The following is an 18,486-nucleotide window of genomic DNA, read 5'->3' on the forward strand; positions in this document are numbered from 1 at the left end:
ATATACAGCCAGAAACATCATGCCCTATACCTTTGGCATTAGTCGCTTAAACGGTACAACCCAGCCGTATATAAATCATTAATACCAAGTTGAGCATTGAGAGAAAGAGCGCCCGGGCCTGTTATAGCCACACGGACAAACGCATCGCTATCCGCAGAAATAGCCAGCGTTTGAGACAACTCAGGTTGTACAGGTGCAAGGAACTCAATCATGAAGACTCAAGTCATGTTCTGGAAAGCAAGTACCACGCTGGCACTGGCAATCGCACTCACACTCGGCGGTTGCAGCAGCGGTGGCGGCGGACATCACAGTGGGGGCTCTGCTTCCTCGGATACTGCTGCTGGCGGTGGCGGCAGCGGTGGCGGCGGTACAGACGGTGGCGGTACCGGCACAACCAGCACCCTGGTAACGGCCAGCGCGGCCGACACCCTGGGCGATACCGTGACCGACCTCGGAGGCACCGTCAGCAGCCTGGGCACTACCCTGGGCAGCCTGCCTATCGTGGGTGCAACTACGCGCAGCCTGGTGCGTGCCACCGGCAACGCCGTCAGCAGCATCGGCGACGGCCTGTCGGATGGCCTCGGTTCACTGGGTACCGACAGCAATGCACTGGGCAACACCGTCGCGGGCGTGGCCGACGGCGTCTCCGACCTCGGTGCAGGCGTGACCGCCACCGGCCAGAACGTCGCCACCTTGCTGGGGCACGTGCCGGTGGTCAGCGGCGCGGCACCGGTGGCAGGCAACGTCGTCGGCAAGCTCGGCAATGCCGTGACCATGCTCGGCGACACCCTCAGCACCGCCAGCACCACCGGCCCGCTGGGTTCGGCCACCCATACGCTTGGCGCAAAGGTATTGGTCCCGGTGGTGTCGCTGGTGGAAAGCACCACCGGTAAAGTCGGCAGCACGACCGGCCTGGACAGCCCCGTGGGCGGCCTGCTGCAAAAGCTCGGCGATACCGTCGATAGCCTGGGCAATCAAGTCGCCGACACCGGTGGCAGCGGCAACCCGGCGACCGGCGCCGTGGGCGGCGTGCTCAATGGCGTGGGTACCGTGGTCGGCAAGGCCAGCGGCTATGTCGACGCCACGGGTAACAGTGGCGGCAGCAACCGCAGACCGGGCCTGGCGGAACTCATCGGCGGCGTGATAGCGGGCGCCGGCAGCGGCCTCAATGCCGGCAGTAGCAGCGGCCTGGTCAGCGCCACCGGCGTCACCGGCGTGAAGGCGGGCACTACCGTGGCATCCCTGGGCACCCTTCTGGGCGGCAGTGGCGTCCCCAACACCGCCGCAGGTGCCCCCATTGCCACGTTGACCAGCCAGGTCGGCGGCGCGTTGAACCCCGTCACCAGTGGCGTCACCCGCCTCACTCAAAACGTCGGCAATGCCACCGGCCTGGGCACTCCAATCAACGGCCTGGCCACCAACGCCGGCGGCGCCGTCAGCAGGCTGGGCAGCCAAATCACCGGCACCAACGCCAACCCGGTCATCAACGCCTTGGGGGGTACCGTCAACGCAGTGGGTGGCACCGTGGCCTCGGTCGGAGGATTGGTCAGCGGTGGCCCCAACACCGGTGGTGGTTTGCTCGGCGGCGGCCTGGCGGTGACGAGCTCCGCGGGTGCCAGCACCAGCACGAATGGCGGTGCCCTGGGCGGGCTGCTGGGTGGCCTGACCGGCAGAAAATGATTGCACCTGGCCGATTAGACGGCCTCACCTACAGCGCCTACGCTTGGTTGAGACGAGAGACCAGCTAAGTCTCTCGTCTTTTTTTCATGGGTCAATGATCGCCCCCTGAAAACACCCAGACCGCGCTCCTCGAGCCCGACGGGAACCTGCAAAACGCTGCAGCAGTTTTGACCATGGAGTGTCCTATGCGCGCTTTGACACCATTGTTACTGCTCACCCTCAGTGCTTCCGTCCACGCCGGCCCCCTGCCCAGTTTCCTGAATAGCAACGACACCGTCCGCAACCTGCCCGTGCCTAACCTGCCCGCCGACGCCTATCGACCGGCGCCCCCGCAGACCCGACTGCCCGCCCCTGCTGCCAGCGCGGAGCAGCCGTTGCTGATGGACACCAAGGTGACCATTCGAAAGCTGCAGATCGACGGCGGCACGGTCTACCCGCTCAAGGACGTCGCCCAGGCATTCGAACCGCTGATCGGCCATGAGACCAACCTGGCGCAATTGATCGAAGCCACCCGCAGCATCACCCGCCGCTACCAGGAAGATGGCTACCTGCTGTCCTACGCGTTCCTGCCGGAACAGCGCTTCGACGGCGGTCTGGTGCATGTGGTGCTGGTCGAAGGCTATATCCGGGATTACCAGCTGCAAGGCGACATCGGCCCGGTTTCGTCCTACGTCGACAAACTCGCCGAAAAACTCAAGGCCGAACGTCCACTCACCCGTAAGACGTTCGAGCGTTACACGACACTGATGAGCGCCATCCCGGGCGTAACCTTGCAGGCCCAGGTACCGCCGCCCGCCACCACCGACGGCGGCACGCCGATGCACATCACCGCCAGCCGCAAACCCTTCACCACCAGCATGAGCCTCAACGAGGCCAGCCGAGGCGGCACGCAGGCGCTGCTCACCGGCACCGGCAACTCATGGACCTCCATGGGCGAACAACTGAGCCTCAGCGGCCTGTTCCCGCCCGGCGACGACAAAGAACATTACTACCGCGCAGCCTACAGCCAATTCATCAATGCCGAGGGCACCCAGCTCACGCTGGCGGGTGAACGCTACCGCGCCGACCCACGCACCAGCCTGCAACTGGGCGAAGGCCTGGAGCTCAAGCCACACCAGGAAATCGACCGCTACGCCATCGGCTTCAGCCACCCGCTGATCGCGTCGCCCAACGAGTCATTGAACCTGGGCGCGCGCTACTATGCCGTCGACCAGACTACGCGCTACAAGCTCGAAGGTTTCCCGCAACGCCTGGCGCTGCAAACAGACCTGCGCGCACTGGCGTTCGAAGGCGATTGGCGCAAGGCCGACACGACCCAGCTGCGCATCCTCAGCGCCGGTGTGTACCAAGGCATCAACGGCATGGGCGCCAAGACCCGCACAGACTTCGGCGGGCTCAAGCCGGACCTCGACTTCTTCCGCCTGCGCCTCTCCGGCGTGCAGAGCAACAGGCTCTTCGATAACTGGCAAGGTGTACTCTCCGGCGCACTCTACTGGAGCCACCACGACCTGCCCGACAGCGAGCGTGCCACCTTCGGCGGGCAGAATTTCGGCCGTGGCTACCCCGATGACCAGGGCTCCGGCGACAAAGGCTGGGGCGTGGCGTATGAGATCAACTACAGCTACAACCGTGCTGGCGAGTGGGTGCGGATCCTGCAGCCCTATATGGTGCTCGACCGCGCCAGGGCCTGGTTCAACGACCTGCCGGTCAAGGGCAGCGATATGTCATCGGCGGCCCTGGGCCTGCGTTTTGGCGACGCCAGGTACTACAACATTTCCGTGGAAGCGGCCAAGCCGATGGCAGATGTGGCGCGGGATAACTTCGACCGACGGCCGCGGTATACGCTGAGCTTCACTTATCAGCTGTGAATGAGCGCTTAATACCTGGAGTGAGAGAGAGGAAACAGGTTGTTGAGCGTATCGATCAGGCGCACCAGATAGATCGGCTTGCGGAACAGGTCCAGCACCTGCAGGCGCAGCATGTCGCTGACGTCATCCATCTCGGCATGGCCGGACATCACGATCACCGGCAGGTGCGAGCGCGAGGTGTGTTCGCGCAGGCGCTTGATCAAGGAAATGCCGCTTTCCTCAGGCATGCGCAGGTCGGTAATGACCAGGGCGATATCCGGATGCAGTGTCAATTCTTGCAAGGCGAAGGTCACGGAGGTGGCGGTAAAACAGACAAAGCCCTCGTGTTCGAGGGATTCGGCCAGCTCAACCAGAGCATCCTCTTCGTCGTCCACCAATAGTATTTGTTGGCGAGACAAAGAAGATGTGCTCATGGCCGTACCTGGAAGAATGGGGTAATTGAAGAATAGCTGCTGCAACTTGGCAGTCAGGTCGCCGTTGGCAGCTTGGTAGCGATCGAAGTGAAAATTCCACTTATCTTGGTGCCCAGGCCGGTTCCGGCACCCACAATGACAAGGGCCACCAGCGCCACGATAATGGCGTATTCAATACCTGAAGCAGCCTCTTTGCGTTTGAAGAACAGTTGTGTTTGAACATATAACTTCAACATCAGGTCAAGGAACATACGACTTCTCCCTAATACGCCACTAAAAGCCAGTACGGCTCTAGCACGATGTTTGCGACGTGCAATTAGAGCATTGCCAACAAACCTCAGCCTCACAACTGTAAGAACTCATTAATCACAAAGTATTAGTCGTCGGCCCATGCCTGACTACCCGGCTGCAAATAGCGTTCAAATAAAATTTTATCCGTGACAAATGGCGTTTCGTCCTGGCTGAGCTACCTTCAAATAGCCAAATCGTTAGATGTTCATCACAGCCAGGTTGCGAATTAGTTCGTTTGGATTGACGAACAGGTAGTGCAACGGGAAAGGGAGAGCCGTCATGAACAGTCGCATCAGCATGGCCCTGGCCGCTGTGCTGCTAATCGGGGCATTGATTGCAGGGTACTGGGGGCTGGTGTTGAGCCGCCAACCGGAGCCCGTCGCAACACCTGTCATTTCTGCCGAAAAGCCCACTGCTGTCGTCGAAGACCAGACCCGCCAACCAGTGGTCGTACTGGCGCATGACGTCCCTGCCTTCGTTGCACTTACCGCTGCCGACCTGGTCGTGGAAAAACTCCGCACGGTGCCGGCCGGCAGCCTGACGCGGCTGGACCAGGCTATCGGCCGCCAACCACTGCGCGCACTGGGAGCAGGTACCTGGCTCAGCGAAGAAAGCTTCAGCGCCGGCGGCCCGCTTGCCCGCATGATTCGTCCCGATGAGCGCGCATTGGCCGTGGCCGTCGACGAGGTGATCGGCGCGGCAGGCCAACTGAGCCCCGGCGACTATGTGGATGTGCTGCTGTTCCTGCGCCAGGATGCTGGCAACGCGGAGCAGTCGGCACAAATCGTCCTTCCGGCCCTGCGCCTGCTCAGCGTCGGTGACCAATTGGGCCTGGCCAACGATGGCTTGCCGGCCGTGCCGCCCGCCACCACGCCCGAGGAGCGCGCCCAGGCTGCCCAGCGTCGCGCTGCTGCACGCACCGTGGTGCTAGCCGTGCCGGAGCCTCTATTGAGCCGCCTGATGCTGGCGTCGCAAGCCGGTACCTTGCGCCTGGCCGTGCGCAGTGCCGAGGAGCAACTGCTCAGCCAGTACTGGGCCGGGGAAAACGACGCTTCGGACAAACTGGCCAATGCCAATCGTGACCTCTACCAATTCACCCAGCTTGCCCTTGTGGGACCGCCCAAAAGCGTCGCGCAAATCAGCGGCGCACCTGCTGTACGCCGGGGCGTCGAGGTGATTCGCGGCGCGCAGGCCACTGAACAAACCCCGTGATTGAGCAAGGATGCCTTGAATGAGCCATCGCTACGCCCTCATGTTCACGCCAATTGCCTGGGCCTTGATGCTGACAAGCCTGCCAGCCGCCATGACCATGGCGGCACCCGGCAATTGCAGCGCCATGGGCCAGTTACCTGCAGTGGTCGAGGTAGGCGAAGGCTTACAACAGGAGCTGCAATCGCCGGTGCCAATCACCCGCCTGGCGATTGGCGACCCGAAGATCGCGGATGTGCGCGTCAATGGCGACCGTCAATTCCTGCTGACCGGCGTCGCCAGCGGCGCTACCAGCCTGATGGTGTGGACTGCCTGTACCAAGGCGCCGCGCCAGAGCATGGTGTTCGTCAGGGGCAAGGCCACGTCGGCACTGAGCAGTTTGTCGCGGCCACCCTCCGAAGACCCATTGCTGCCCAGCCAGGTGCAGACGGATATACGCTTTGTAGAAGTCAGCCGCACCAAGCTCAAGGAAGCCAGCACCCAGTTCCTGGGGCTGGGCAACAATTTTTTCCTCGGCAGCCCCAACCTTCTCTCCCCGGCAGAAGGCGTGTTCAAACTGCCGGTGAGTGCCGAGTCTTTCAATGTCGGTTTTGGCGGCGGTCGGGTCAAAGCGATGATCAACGCCCTCGAGAGCAGCGGTTTTGCCTACACCCTGGCGCGTCCCAGCCTGGTAGCGCTGAGCGGCCAGAGCGCGACCTTCCTGGCCGGCGGTGAAGTACCTATACCCGTACCCAGCGCCGGCAGTGACACCATCTCCATCGAATACAAGGAATTCGGCATTCGCCTGACCCTCACGCCGACGGTGATTGATCGCAACCGCATCACCCTCAAGGTAGCGCCGGAGGTCAGCGAGCTGGACTACAGCAACGCCGTACAGATCCAGGGCATCCAGGTGCCGGCCCTGACCGTACGCCGCACCGACACCAGCGTGTCCCTGGCCGATGGCGAAAGCTTTGTGATCAGCGGCCTGATCAGCACCAACAACCGCTCCAGCATCAGCAAGTTTCCGGGGTTGGGCGATATCCCGGTCCTGGGTGCGTTTTTCCGCGACACCAATATCCGCCGCGAAGAAAAGGAGCTGCTGATGATCGTCACGCCGCACCTGGTGCAACCGCTGGCGGCCAACGCTCAGCTGCCTTCCTTGCCCGGCGAAAAACTGCGCAACTATGACCCCAACTGGTACCGCCTGTTTTTCCTCGAAAACGGTAATTTCGACCGCCGCAGTGGACTTTCCCAATGAGCGATAGCTTGAGCCAGACGTTCCTCGCCATCACTCGCAACACCATCGACCTGGAGTGGCTGCAGGGTGCCCTGGCACCCCTTGGCCAAGTCGTGAGCGCTGGCACCGGCAGCCTGGACGAGCTGCTGGCGCTGGTCGACGTGACCTTTGCCAACCTGGTGTTCATCGGCCTGGACCGTGAAAACCTGGTGGCCCAGAGTGCGCTGATCGAAGGCGCCCTGGAGGCCAAGCCGATGCTCGCCGTGGTCGCCCTGGGCGACGGCATGGACAACCAGTTGGTACTCAACGCCATGCGGGCCGGCGCCCGGGATTTCGTCGCCTACGGCTCACGCTCCAGCGAAGTGGCCGGCCTGGTGCGCCGCTTGAGCAAGCGCCTGCCGACCGTCATCCCCAGTGCGCATTTGGGTGGCCTGACCGTTCTGTTTGGCACCCAAAGCAACGCCGACGGCGCGATGCTGGCGACCCACCTGGCCCTGGTGGTGCAAAAAAGCGGCCAGCAGACCCTGCTGCTGGATCTGGGCCTGCCACGCAGCGACAGCCTGGCGCTGCTGGGGCTGGAGAGCACCTTCAACTTCGGTGACGCGTTGCGGCATTTGCGCCGCCTCGATACCACGCTGATCAACAGCGCCTTTACCACAACCGTGGATGGCCTGCGCATCCTGGCGTATGCCACCGGCGACGAACCGCTGAAACTGACCAGCGCCGCCGAGCTGTACATGCTGCTCAGTGCATTGCGCCAGCACTTCCAGCACATCGTCGTGAACCTTACCGGGCAACCGGACAGCGACGCACTGCGCACCTTTGTCGGCCACTGCGACAAACTGCTGTGGTGCACCGACCAGAACGTACTGGACTGTCGCCGCAACCTCGCGGTGCTCAATCGCTGGCGCGACAAAGGCATGAAACTCGACCACGCCAGGCTGGTGGTCGACCGTTACATCAAGTCCTGCGTACCAGACACCGACACCCTGGAAAAAAGCTACGGCCTTGAGTGCATCGCCGTGCTGCCGCTGAGCGCCGAACTGCGCCTGAACGTAAAGAACCAGGGCCAGACCCTGTTTGCCCTGGCCCCACGTGAAGCGTTGAGCCAGGCCGTGCGCACCTTGGGCGAACGCCTGGCGAAACGCTCCGAGGGCTTGGAAAAACCATCAATGCGTTGGTTCGAACGCATCCTGGGGACAGTGCGATGAACGGCGAGAAACTCTTCGGCGGCCCGGCCCGCAGCGGCGGCAACACGGATCACGATGGCTTGAAGCTGGTGTTGCATCGCTACATCATCGACGCTATCGAGGAGTCGGGTAAGAACCTGCTTGAAGACACGCGCCAATCCCTGGCGCAATTTGTCGTCGACAAGGTGTCCGAGTACATCACGCGCATGCGCCTGGCGATCTCGCGCTATGAGATGGAACGCCTGGCCGAAGAGATCGTCGATGAACTTACCGGTTTCGGCCCGCTGGAGGTGCTGCTACGCGACCCATCGGTCACCGAAATCCTGGTCAATGGGCCGCACCGGGTGTTTATCGAACGTGAGGGCCTGCTGCATCAGAGTGACCTGCGTTTTATCGACGACCACCACGTGGAGCGCGTGATGCAACGCATCCTCGCGCCATTGGGCCGGCGCCTGGACGAGTCCTCGCCGATGGTCGATGCACGCTTGCCTGACGGTAGCCGGGTCAACGCGATCATCCCGCCGATTGCCCTGGATGGGCCATGCCTGTCAATCCGCAAGTTCCGCAAGGACATGCTCAAGAGCAGCGACCTGGTTGCCATGCAGACCATCGACCAGAGTATCTTCGAGTTTTTCCAGGAAGCCGTCGGCAGGCGCTGCAATATCCTCATCAGCGGCGGCACCGGCACCGGCAAGACCACGTTGCTCAATATCCTCAGCCAGTTGATCAATCCCCACGAGCGTCTGGTGACCATCGAAGACGTTGCCGAATTGCAACTGGGGCATCCCCATGTGGTGCGCCTGGAAACCCGCCCGCCCAATGCCGAGGGCCACGGTGAGGTCAGGTCCAGCGACCTGATTCGCAACGCCCTGCGGATGCGCCCGGACCGTATCATCCTGGGGGAAATCCGTGGCGTGGAAGTGCTCGACGTAATGACGGCCATGAACACCGGCCACGACGGTTCCATGAGCACCGTGCACGCCAACAATGCCCAGGATGCGTTGCTGCGCCTGGAAACCCTGGTGGGCCTGACCGGCCGCGTGATCGCGGAAAAAACCCTGCGCCAGATGATCTGCGCCGCGCTGGATGTGGTGATCCAGCTGACGCGCATGCCCGATGGCCGTCGTTGCGTGAGCGAGGTGGTGGAAGTGGTCGGTGTGCGCGATGACGTGTATGTCACCAATACCCTGTTCCGGCTGGACCGGCGCACCGGTGTCGGTTTCCTGCGCGAAGCCATCAACCCGGCCGGCGATAAGTTGCGCCGCGAATCGGCCTTGCCGCTATAGGGAGCGCCTGATGACCGGACCTGTATTGCTGCTGGTTTGCCTGTTGCTGATCGGTCTGTCGTTCTGGCTGTTTCAGCATGGCCTGCGCAAGGCCCGGACCATTCGCGTGCTGGAGCGCCTCGGCGATGGCCAACCCGAGGCCCAGGAGCAGCCCGGCACCTGGACCGGCCTTGAGCGCATGTTTCTGCGCGCCGGGCTGGGCAAACCCAAGGAGCGCCTCGGCCTGTGGCTGAGCGCGTGGGTGGTCGGCGCCCTGCTGGGCTACTTGGTCGCCGACTGGCTGGGCCTGGTGTTGATGGCCCTGGGCCCGCCCCTGGCATTGCGTGCGTATATCGCCTGGCGTTACCAGCAGCGGGTGCAACGCATGGTCGAGCAACTGCCGCAGCTGTTGGACCATAGCGTACGCAGCCTCAAATCCGGCCGCACCCTGGCCGACGCGGTATTGGGCGGTATCGAGAGCGTGGAAAACCCGCTCAAGCACGCCATGGGCCGCATGCAGCGCAACGTGCGCCTGGGGGTGAGCCTGCCGGATTCGGCCAGCGACTTCGCTGAATTCTACGAACAGGACGAGTTCCGCCTGTTCGCCCTTGGCCTGAAGGTCAACCACCGCTACGGCGGCAACGCCAGCGAACTGCTGGAAAACCTGATCAAGATGATCCGCGAGCGGGACCAGGGCGCCCGGCAACTCAAGGCGATGACGGGCGAGACCCGCATGACGGCCTACGTGCTGGGCGGTTTGCCGATCCTGATCGTGGGCTACTTCATCCTGGTCAACCCTGGCTACTTGATGACCATGTGGAACGACGACACGGGGCGCTCCCTGCTGTTCGGCGCACTGGCGATGGACCTGGCGGGCACCTTTGCCATGTGGCGCATGCTGAGGAGTGTGTGAGATGGCCCTGATGGTCAGCCTGTTGCTGGCGCTCGCCGCCATGGTACTGGTGGGCGGGCAATGGCTCGAACATCGCCGTCGTGATCGCCGGGTCGTTGAGCGCTTGCAAGGGCGCAGCGCCAGCGATGACAAACTTGGCACGTTCATGCGCCAACTGGGCGCAAGCACGCTGGCCCAGCGCTCAGTCAGCCTGGACAACGAGACCCAGGTCCTGCTCAACCGGGTCGGTTGGCGCAAGGCCAGCCAGCGCTCGCTGTTTGCCGCTTTCCAGATCGGCGTGCCTGTCGCGGCGATGGGCCTGACCCTGCTCGGCCAGCAACTACTTTTCCCTCACGCCAGTCCCGCCTGGATTGCCCCGGCGGTCGCCCTGGGCATCGGCTACCTGCTGCCAAAACGCGTGCTCGCCGCTGCCGCCAAATTCCGCCAGCAGCGCATCGCCAAGGAAATCTCAACCTTCATTCCGCTGCTGCGCATCCTGTTCGAGTCGGGCATGGCGATTGAACAATCCTTGCGCGTGATGGCCAACGAAGCCCAGCGCTTGCTTCCAGACCTGACCCACGAATTGCGCCTGATCCTGGCGCGAGTCGACTCCGGCCTGGAACTGAGCGAAGAACTGGGCAAGACCGCGCGCATATTGGAGGTGGATGAGTTCACCGACACCTGCATCATCCTCCAGCAATTGATCCAGCAGGGGGGTGGCGCGATGAAATCCCTGCTGACGCTCAAGCAATTGCTCGACGACCGGCGCCTGACCCGCATGCAGGAATACATCTCGAAAATGTCGGCCAAAATGTCGGTGGTGATGATGGTGTTCCTGTTTCCCGCCTTGCTGATCGTGCTCGGCGGCCCCGCCTTTATCGGCATCGCCCGCGCCTTGAGCCAATTCTGAGGACCACCTTGATGAAACCACTGATTGCCGGCCTGACCCTGCTGATGCTCGGCGGATGCGCCACCGACGGCCACACCCCATGGGCCGCTCTGACCTCGCCGGGCAGTTGCGCCAAACCCAGTGCGGAGCAGGAACTGACGCTGAACCTGTCCGATGACCTGGCCAACGAGGGCAAGCTGCACGCCAGCCTGGCCAACCTGCAGAACCTGCCCGACAGCTTGCCCCAGGTGCGCCAGCGCCAGGCCCGTAACTTTCGCTTGCTGGGCCGCAGTGAGGCCGAACCCTTGTATCGCAGCCTGCTGGGTACTTGCATGACCGCCGAAGGCGAACATGGGCTGGGGCAACTGGCAGCGGCCAAGGGCGACCACCCACAGGCGATGGCTCACCTGCAAAGGGCCGCGCGCCTGGCGCCCACCGATGAAAAAATCCGCAATGACCTGGGCGTGGTGTACCTCAACCAATTGCGCCTGGAAGACGCACGCTTTGAGTTCATGACGGCTATCGAGCTCAAACAGGGCGACACGTTGGCTGCGGTCAACCTGGTGACCTTGCTGATTTATCAGGATGACTGGGGGCAAGCGGCCAGAGTGGTCAGCCAGCTGGGTTTGAACCCCGGCCAGGTCACCGAGGCACAGGCCCGCGCGGCCCGGCTCAAGCACTCAGCGAGGACCGCGCGCAACGTCGCGACGGCCGCCGATGCCCTGCCGGTGAGTATCAAGTAAGGAGTCGATGATGAAAGCCCATTACGTTGTGTGTCTGGCGCTGCTGCCATTGAGCGCCTCGGCTATTCCACCGGGGCCTTCGTCCCCGCAGCAGGCCGAAACGGAAAACTGGATGGCGTTGCAGGTCGATGGGCGGGCAGCCTCGCCGACACCGCAGAGCACCACCCCGGCGGAAAAGGAGCAGGCCTTGCAGCGTTGGCTGGACAGTCACAAGCACCCGATTCCGGAGTTCTTTGAAACCAAGTCGGAGGCGGGCGGCAAGAGCCAATGAACCCCGTGCGTCAGTGCGCACTCATCTGCTGGCGCATCGGCGAGTGGCTTGGCGACAACGCCAGCGCCAGCTGGGTGCGGTTGTGCATATGGGTCAGGCGCAACACCTGGGACACATACAGCTTGACGGTGTTTTCGGTGATGCCCAATTCGCAGGCGATCTGGTAATTGGTCTGGCCCTTGCCTACCAGCCACGCAACCTCCATCTGACGCGGTGACAACTGGTTGAAGATGGATGGAATCTGCGCCGGCCTGGCGTCTTGCCCGCCCTCGGCGTCAGCGTCCTGCGGCGGGCCGCGCCGTACCTTGTCGAGGTCCTGGTACAAGTCATTGATGGATTCGGAAAGGTACTGCAGTTTCTGGTTCAAGTGCCCCAGTTGCAGCTCCTTTTGCCGCTCTTCCAGCGCCGCTTCCTGGCGCTGCAGGCCCTCGAGCAATTCATCGAGGTTGATCGGCTTCTGGTAGTAATCCGAGATGCCCGCGCGCAGGGCCTTGATCACGTCCTGTTTGTCGGCACGCCCGGTGAGCATGATGGCCTCGAACGCACGCTGCTTGCCGGCGATCTTCTGCATCGACTGCACCAGCTCGATTCCATCCATGTCCGGCATGTGCAGGTCACACAGCACCAGGCCGACCTCGACGTCCTCGCTGAAACGCTGCAAGGCCTGGCGGCTGGATTCGCACGGGACGCAGTGGTAGCCACTGCTTTCGAGAAATTCGCAGAGTTCCTCCACGATCAGCGGTTGGTCATCGACCACCAGCACTTTTACAGCCGATTTCAGCTTGTTCACACGCGACTCCATGCCTGGCAAGCCAAAAGACTGACCTATCCGTTTGGACGAAGAATCCTATACATCCGTTCCATAAACGTAGACCTACTTTCCGACTCTGTACATAGCAATAGAGGCATTGTGCGACTAAAGGGTCCACACCCCATACAGCACAAAACCCGCGAATAAAAACGCGGCGAAAGGCTGCTTGGCAGGCGGGCCTTGTACCCGATCAGCAGCGCGCGGACCGAGCTGTTGACGAACGACCAACCAGCCGACCAGGGTGATGGCGGCACCGATCAGCGACCACAACACATGATCCACCGTGGTGGCCAGGCCCAGCGCCGCGAGCAGCTTCACGTCGCCCGCACCGAAGCGGTCCAGCGCATAGCCCGGCAGGGTCAACAGCAGTGCCAGGGCAAACGCCAAGAGACCGGCGCTCGCTGGCGCGCCCAGCCAGGTGGCGCCTGTGCACAACAGGTATAACAGCGCCAGCAACGCCACGCCCAGGGTCAAGCCATTGGCGATCTGTCGCCGGCGAATATCCTGCACCGCACAGACTCCCAGCCAGATCACTATCACTACGCCATGAATCACGTAAAAAACGTTCCTTTTCGCTGAATGATTCTATGCTGATATCGAGTCGTAGACGTCAGGGTAGACGCAGTCATGAAAACAGGCCTGCCGGCAAAGCAAAAAGGGGCTGCGGCGATCGAATTCGCCTTGGTCTTCGGGATCTTTTTTGCGGTGTTCTATGGCTTGATCAGCTTCAGCCTGCCGCTGCTGTTGATGCAGTCGTTCAACCAGGCAGCGGCCGAGGCCGTGCGCCAGGCCATGGCGGTAGACCCGGTTGCGGCAGGATCGGCCTACCCCAACCTTGTCACCCAGCGTGCGAAAGATGCGGTAGCGGCGCAATTGAGCTGGATCCCCGCCAACTTCCAGTTCCAGCCGTCCTTCATCAGCGCCACCTACACCGGCACCACGCTGACTGTCACGATCAAATACCCCTCCTCCAACCTCTACTCCGTATTCCCGGCGCTGGTGGTGCCAGGCATTGGCACTGTGCCGAACCTGCCGACCAACCTGTCGGCCAGCTCGAGTCTTCAGTTTTGACTGCGGGGAATAATTTCTTCGAGCGCCTGCGGGGCCGTGTCGGCACCCAGGCCTTCGAGGCACCCACTGTCCCTGCAGCAGGGCTGCGCGTGTTATTGGATCATCAAGGCCATGTGGTGGACATCCGCGGCACACTGCGTTCGCAACTCGCCATGCCCGTCGGGGGTGAAGCACGGCCGCTGCTGCGGGAGTTGCTGTGCGCCAGCAGCGCCTTGAGTATCGAAGGCAGCCCTGCCGACTGGCAACGCCATACCCTGGACCTGGACTTCAAGGGCTCTGCCGGCCAGGTCCTGCCCACCCGCGGCTGGGTCGAGCCGGAGGGCGACCGCTGGGTGCTGCACCTGCTGGACATCAGCGACTTGCTCGCCGGCCGCCACCTGGCTGAACAGCGCGAGCAGAACCACCAACTCGCCTGCAGGATGAGCGAACAGTTGCGAGTGTGCAGCCTGAGTCGCCTGCCCGAGACGTTCAACGAGCAACTGCGCAGCCTGGCCCAACGCTGGCGTATCCCCTGTGTGGCCCTGGCATTGCTCGATGAAACCAACCAGGGTTGGCGGATCTACAGCCAATACACCGCTCACGACGCCCCGGGCTTGTGGCAAACCGGCCAACATCTGGGGGCCAGCCTGGACAGTGTCAACGGCAACGCGCTCCTGAGCCTGGCCCACGGGCGCATTGACAACCCCCGCCTGCAGAGCATTTTCGGCGATATCGACGGTTTTCTGGTGCCCTACCGTGACAGCCAGGGCGTGGCGGCCTGGCTGCTCTGCGGTTTCTACGGCGGCGAACCGCACACCCGCGAACGTGACTGGCTGGACCTCACCGCCGCACTCGCCGCCCCGCTGCTGAGCCGCCTGCGCGAACAACGCAGCCATCAGCAACTGGAGCGCATGGAGGCCCTGCAAGAACTGCTCGGCACCGGCTGGTGGGAACTGCTGCCCGCCACCCAGGAGATCCAGCTCGCTCCCCAGTTGTTGCATAGCCTGGGCCAGGAACACGGCGCCACGCGCCAGGCACTGGCCCTGTGGCTGGAGCTGATCCACCCCGCTGATCGCCAGGAACTGCTCAGCCACCTGCAAGACCTGCAGGCACTGGACAAACCCCTGCTGACCAACGTGCGCCTGCCAGGCAGTGACGCGGACCACACGCCCCTCTGGTATCGCGTGCAGGGCCAGGTACTGGGCGTGGGCGACAACCGGCGCTGGGTCGGTTTCATGCTCAACATCAGCGACATCAAGAACCAGCAACTGCAAGCCGCCGCCGCCCATGCACGCCTGGATAACCTGATCGCCAGTTCACCGGCGGTGATCTACGTGCAGCGCTACGTCGGCGGCGCGCTGCACCCGGCGTTTTTCAGCGACAGCCTGTTGCCGCTGCTGGGCTGGAGCCTGGCCGATTGCAGCCACGACGGCCTGGCCTCGTTGATCCATCCCGAAGACCGTGAGTTGTACTTCCAACGCACCCGTCAATTACTACGCGAAGGGAATGTACGCAGCCGCTACCGGGTGCGCGACACCCGCGGCGACTACCATTGGCTGCTCGACGAGGCCAAGCTGCTGCGCGATGACCTGGGCCTGCCGGTGGAGGCCGTGGGGCTATGGCTCGATGTGACCGACGCGACCCTGGCCGCCGAACAGGTCAGGCAGAGCGAAGAGCGCTACCGCATCCTGGTGGAAGACTCGCCGGCAATGATCTGCCGTTATCGCCCGGACCTGACCCTGACGTTTGGCAACAAGCCGCTGGCCAACTACCTGGAGTGCTTGCCCGCGCAACTGCCGGGGCGGCAATTGGACGCGTGGTTGTCGGATGAACAGCGCCAGGCATTTATCCAACGCATCCGCCGACTGACCCCCGAGTTTCCGGTGAGCACCGCCGAAATCAACCTGCAGCTGCCCGGGCGCGAACATGCCTGGTGGGTATGGTCCGACCGTGGTGTGTTTGATGAACAAGGTCAACTGGTGGAAGTGCAGGCCGTGGGCCGCGACAACACCGAAGTGCGTCGCTCCCAGCAGCAACTGACCCAGAGCGCCAAGATGGCGACCCTCGGCGAAATGGCCACGGGCCTGGCCCATGAGATCAACCAGCCGCTGAACGTGATGCGCATGGCGATCGTCAATGTGCTCAAGCGCCTGGCCAACGGCGACGCGCAGATCGACTACCTCACCGAAAAACTCAAGCGCATCGACACCCAAGTGCAACGCGCGGCGAGGGTGGTGGACCATATGCGCGTGTTTGGCCGCCGTTCGGAAATCGAACAGCAACCGTTCGACCCAGTGCAAGCCGTGGAAGGGACCTTGTCGCTGCTGGGTGAAGGCCTGCGCGGCAAAGGCGTGGACCTGCGCATCACACCTGCGGACTTCAGGGTGCAGGTCAAAGGTCATGTCGACCAGCTTGAGCAGGTGTTGATCAACCTGATGGTCAACGCCCGCGATGCGCTATTGAGCCAGCGCGAAACAGCCGCGCAATCGCGCCCCTGGATTGCGCTGCACTGCGAGCACGACAGCCGGCATGTGCGCATCTGGGTCGAGGACAACGGGGGCGGCATCGACCCACGATTATTGGAGAGGATTTTCGAGCCGTTTTTTACCACCAAGCCGATTGGGGTGGGGACCGGCCTGGGGCTGTCGGTGAGCTACGGGATCGTGGAAAACATGGGTGGGCGCTTGAGCGTGATCAATGGCGAGGACGGCGCACGGTTTTGTGTGGAACTGCCGGTGGTTCAGATCACCAGGTAAGCGCGGCCCATCTGACACGTCAGGTTGGCGCCGACTTCGGCGTTGCCCAGGTTGATGCCCAGGGCCGAGAGCAGCGTGTTGACAATGGGGTCGAGCAGCGGTGACAGGACGTCCTGGACAAGGGTGACCACCGCGCTGGTGATGGTAGCCAGGGCCGTCGTAACCGTGCCGTTCGCCGCACCGGGTGTGCTGCCGCTGGGCGGTACGTAGGTAGCCTGCAGGCCGCTCAGGGTTGCTCCCAGGCTATTGACGATATTGGCGGTGCCGGGTGGACTTTTGTAGGTCGGCACGGCATTCATATCGGCGACCGGTAAGAACAGCAACGAGCTGGTCTGCGCCGCCACGGTAGACAACGCCTTCACATTCAAACCACCGCCTACACCCGCTGTACGCGTGCCACATATCAGCGACAGCACAATGCAGTAGCGCTGGCCAAAATCGATCAGCCTGACCGGCTGCACGGTGACTGGCGCCGATGACGAAAACGCGGTGGCAGGGTCGACATAGCCCACGCCCAGGGTGGCCATGGCGGTGGTGGCCTGCACCGTTAGCGACTTTGTGGCCGGCGTGGCACAGCTGTAGTCCGTGACTTGACTCTGCGCACTGGCCGCTTCGATGTAGATGGACAGTGATTGTGTGATATCCACGTCAGTGACGTTACACGCCACCAGGCACAACACGCCGCCCACCACTGCCGGGATATTCAGGTTCAACAGGCCACCGACCACCTTCGACACCGGTGTCGCCAACCCGGTCAGGATTGATGAAACCCCCGACACCAGCTTGATAATCGGCGCATCCACCGTAACCAATGTGCGCACTTGCGCGGTTCGGACAACAATCTGATCCGTCTGCGGGTTATTCAGAAGCCCCGCCTTGGCCTTCGCCGGATTACCGATCGCCGACAATTGCGGCGGCTCGATGACTTTGGTCTGGATCGAGACATTGCCCACCAGGGGAATATTCACCTGAGCGGCCGCACTCACCGCACCCTTGCTATTGGACAGCTGCGCCACGGCCTCCAGCAATTGAAACAACTGCACGTTGGTATTCAGCGCCGCGGCCGGTGTTCCGCTGGCAACCTTCAGCAGGTCTGCGACTTTCAGCAGCTGGGTATTGGGCGCGATGGCTTTCAATGAAATCACATCGTTGATGACCGCCGTCGCCACCGCTCCGTTTTTTTGCAGCACCTTTACCGCGGCATCGATCAGCTGGTTGGCGGATACGGCGGTGTTGAGCAGCGCATCGTAGTCACCCGCCGTCACGTTCAGCTCAATCGCCAACTGGTCCAGGTAGCCGAGCAGGTTGAGGTTCGTCGCCAGCAAGCCATTCCAGCCCGCCGCCGTCAGCGACAGGCTGCCGCCCAACAGGTTGCCAATGACCATGTTCAATAGCGGGGACTTCGCCGAATCCACCGTCGCCAGGCTGCTGCGAATCGTCAGTTGCGCCACTGGCGGCGCGTACGCGGCCACGGCGCTGGCAGCCAGGGTCATCTGGGTGGACGCCGGCGTACCGCTGAACATATTCCAGATACCCGTGGCGACGCTGGTTACTACGCTGCGCGTCGCCACTACCCGAATGGCCTCGTTTTTGCTGGCGTCGGCGCTGAATACGCGGATGTTGCCGGCATTGGTCGTCAATGTGCCGCAGGTCACGGCCAGGCCACGACTGCTGTCGCCGGCAACCACGGTGAAGCCATTGCGCGCGGCGTTCTGCACGGCATAGTCGTTGGCGCTGGTGGTCGGGCTGCACAGGCCACCACGCCCGGCGGCCTCCAGGGCGGCGGTGTCGGCAATGGACTGCAGCTTGCGCTTTTCCAGGTAGAGGCGGCCGCTGTCCACCGCCAGCAGCAGGAACACCAGCGCTAACGCCAGGGTGCCCGCTGCCATCAAGCCAATCGCACCACGCTGCCTGCAACCGAGTCGGGGAGACATCAGGC

18 protein-coding genes are annotated in these 18,486 nt (G+C 62.7%); 12 read left to right on the forward strand and 6 right to left on the reverse strand.

Going from position 1 to position 18,486, the window contains the following annotated elements:
• Nucleotides 1-38: 38 nt before the first annotated feature.
• A complete protein-coding gene (locus C8K58_RS32390) occupies nucleotides 39-212 on the reverse strand; it encodes a hypothetical protein (protein WP_155954386.1) in 174 nt (57 codons plus the stop codon).
• Between C8K58_RS32390 and C8K58_RS08545 the strand changes: the two genes are divergently transcribed.
• On the forward strand, nucleotides 211-1,680 hold the full coding sequence (locus C8K58_RS08545; RefSeq protein ID WP_108573601.1) for a collagen-like triple helix repeat-containing protein: 1,470 nt from the start codon (nucleotides 211-213) through the stop codon (nucleotides 1,678-1,680). The genes C8K58_RS32390 and C8K58_RS08545 overlap by 2 nt on opposite strands.
• Before the next feature lie 185 nt (nucleotides 1,681-1,865).
• A complete protein-coding gene (locus C8K58_RS08550) occupies nucleotides 1,866-3,548 on the forward strand; it encodes a ShlB/FhaC/HecB family hemolysin secretion/activation protein (protein ID WP_092358913.1) in 1,683 nt (560 codons plus the stop codon).
• Nucleotides 3,549-3,556: 8 nt separating this feature from the next.
• Here C8K58_RS08550 and C8K58_RS08555 read toward each other — a convergent pair whose 3' ends face one another.
• A complete protein-coding gene (locus C8K58_RS08555; RefSeq protein WP_027607967.1) occupies nucleotides 3,557-3,961 on the reverse strand; it encodes a response regulator in 405 nt (134 codons plus the stop codon).
• Between the two features lie 53 nt (nucleotides 3,962-4,014).
• Nucleotides 4,015-4,212 (reverse strand): Flp family type IVb pilin, encoded by a 198-nt coding sequence (locus C8K58_RS08560; RefSeq protein WP_027607968.1) that lies wholly within the window; start codon nucleotides 4,210-4,212, stop codon nucleotides 4,015-4,017.
• A 319-nt stretch (nucleotides 4,213-4,531) separates the two neighbouring features.
• On the opposite strand from C8K58_RS08560, the gene cpaB reads away from it, so the two are divergent.
• From cpaB to C8K58_RS08600, 8 genes are read left to right on the forward strand one after another with little or no spacing between them, the layout of a single operon-like run.
• Entirely contained in the window at nucleotides 4,532-5,464 is a 933-nt protein-coding gene (gene cpaB / locus C8K58_RS08565; RefSeq protein WP_027607969.1) for a Flp pilus assembly protein CpaB, read from the forward strand.
• Nucleotides 5,465-5,483: 19 nt separating this feature from the next.
• Nucleotides 5,484-6,701, forward strand: coding sequence for a type II and III secretion system protein family protein (locus tag C8K58_RS08570; RefSeq protein ID WP_027607970.1), 1,218 nt, complete (start codon nucleotides 5,484-5,486; stop codon nucleotides 6,699-6,701).
• Complete coding sequence (locus tag C8K58_RS08575) at nucleotides 6,698-7,891, forward strand: pilus assembly protein (protein ID WP_027607971.1); 1,194 nt, start codon at nucleotides 6,698-6,700, stop codon at nucleotides 7,889-7,891. The genes C8K58_RS08570 and C8K58_RS08575 overlap by 4 nt, the downstream gene beginning before the upstream one ends.
• Entirely contained in the window at nucleotides 7,888-9,156 is a 1,269-nt protein-coding gene (locus C8K58_RS08580) for a CpaF family protein (protein WP_027607972.1), read from the forward strand. Before C8K58_RS08575 ends, C8K58_RS08580 begins: the two co-directional genes overlap by 4 nt.
• 10 nt (nucleotides 9,157-9,166) lie before the next feature.
• On the forward strand, nucleotides 9,167-10,048 hold the full coding sequence (locus C8K58_RS08585) for a type II secretion system F family protein (protein WP_027607973.1): 882 nt from the start codon (nucleotides 9,167-9,169) through the stop codon (nucleotides 10,046-10,048).
• A gap of 1 nt (nucleotide 10,049) precedes the next feature.
• Complete coding sequence (locus C8K58_RS08590; protein ID WP_027607974.1) at nucleotides 10,050-10,937, forward strand: type II secretion system F family protein; 888 nt, start codon at nucleotides 10,050-10,052, stop codon at nucleotides 10,935-10,937.
• A gap of 11 nt (nucleotides 10,938-10,948) precedes the next feature.
• Nucleotides 10,949-11,659 (forward strand): tetratricopeptide repeat protein, encoded by a 711-nt coding sequence (locus C8K58_RS08595; protein ID WP_027607975.1) that lies wholly within the window; start codon nucleotides 10,949-10,951, stop codon nucleotides 11,657-11,659.
• 10 nt (nucleotides 11,660-11,669) lie between these two features.
• On the forward strand, nucleotides 11,670-11,930 hold the full coding sequence (locus tag C8K58_RS08600) for a DUF3613 domain-containing protein (RefSeq protein ID WP_027607976.1): 261 nt from the start codon (nucleotides 11,670-11,672) through the stop codon (nucleotides 11,928-11,930).
• A 10-nt stretch (nucleotides 11,931-11,940) separates the two neighbouring features.
• Here the strand turns inward: C8K58_RS08600 and C8K58_RS08605 are convergent, their stop codons facing one another.
• Together C8K58_RS08605 and C8K58_RS08610 are read right to left on the reverse strand one after the other, a co-directional pair.
• The gene (locus tag C8K58_RS08605; protein ID WP_027607977.1) at nucleotides 11,941-12,720 is read right to left on the reverse strand and encodes a response regulator transcription factor; all 780 of its coding nucleotides are present in this window, start codon (nucleotides 12,718-12,720) and stop codon (nucleotides 11,941-11,943) included.
• A 126-nt stretch (nucleotides 12,721-12,846) separates the two neighbouring features.
• A complete protein-coding gene (locus C8K58_RS08610; protein ID WP_027607978.1) occupies nucleotides 12,847-13,296 on the reverse strand; it encodes a prepilin peptidase in 450 nt (149 codons plus the stop codon).
• A gap of 72 nt (nucleotides 13,297-13,368) precedes the next feature.
• On the opposite strand from C8K58_RS08610, the gene C8K58_RS08615 reads away from it, so the two are divergent.
• The gene (locus C8K58_RS08615; RefSeq protein WP_027607979.1) at nucleotides 13,369-13,812 is read left to right on the forward strand and encodes a TadE/TadG family type IV pilus assembly protein; all 444 of its coding nucleotides are present in this window, start codon (nucleotides 13,369-13,371) and stop codon (nucleotides 13,810-13,812) included.
• Entirely contained in the window at nucleotides 13,809-16,547 is a 2,739-nt protein-coding gene (locus tag C8K58_RS08620; protein ID WP_027607980.1) for a PAS domain-containing sensor histidine kinase, read from the forward strand. Before C8K58_RS08615 ends, C8K58_RS08620 begins: the two co-directional genes overlap by 4 nt.
• Here the strand turns inward: C8K58_RS08620 and C8K58_RS08625 are convergent.
• Complete coding sequence (locus C8K58_RS08625; protein ID WP_027607981.1) at nucleotides 16,532-18,481, reverse strand: pilus assembly protein TadG-related protein; 1,950 nt, start codon at nucleotides 18,479-18,481, stop codon at nucleotides 16,532-16,534. The genes C8K58_RS08620 and C8K58_RS08625 overlap by 16 nt on opposite strands.
• Nucleotides 18,482-18,486: the final 5 nt, after the last annotated feature.

This window comes from Pseudomonas sp. GV047 (assembly GCF_003058245.1).
Classification (GTDB): Bacteria; Pseudomonadota; Gammaproteobacteria; order Pseudomonadales; family Pseudomonadaceae; genus Aquipseudomonas; species Aquipseudomonas marginalis.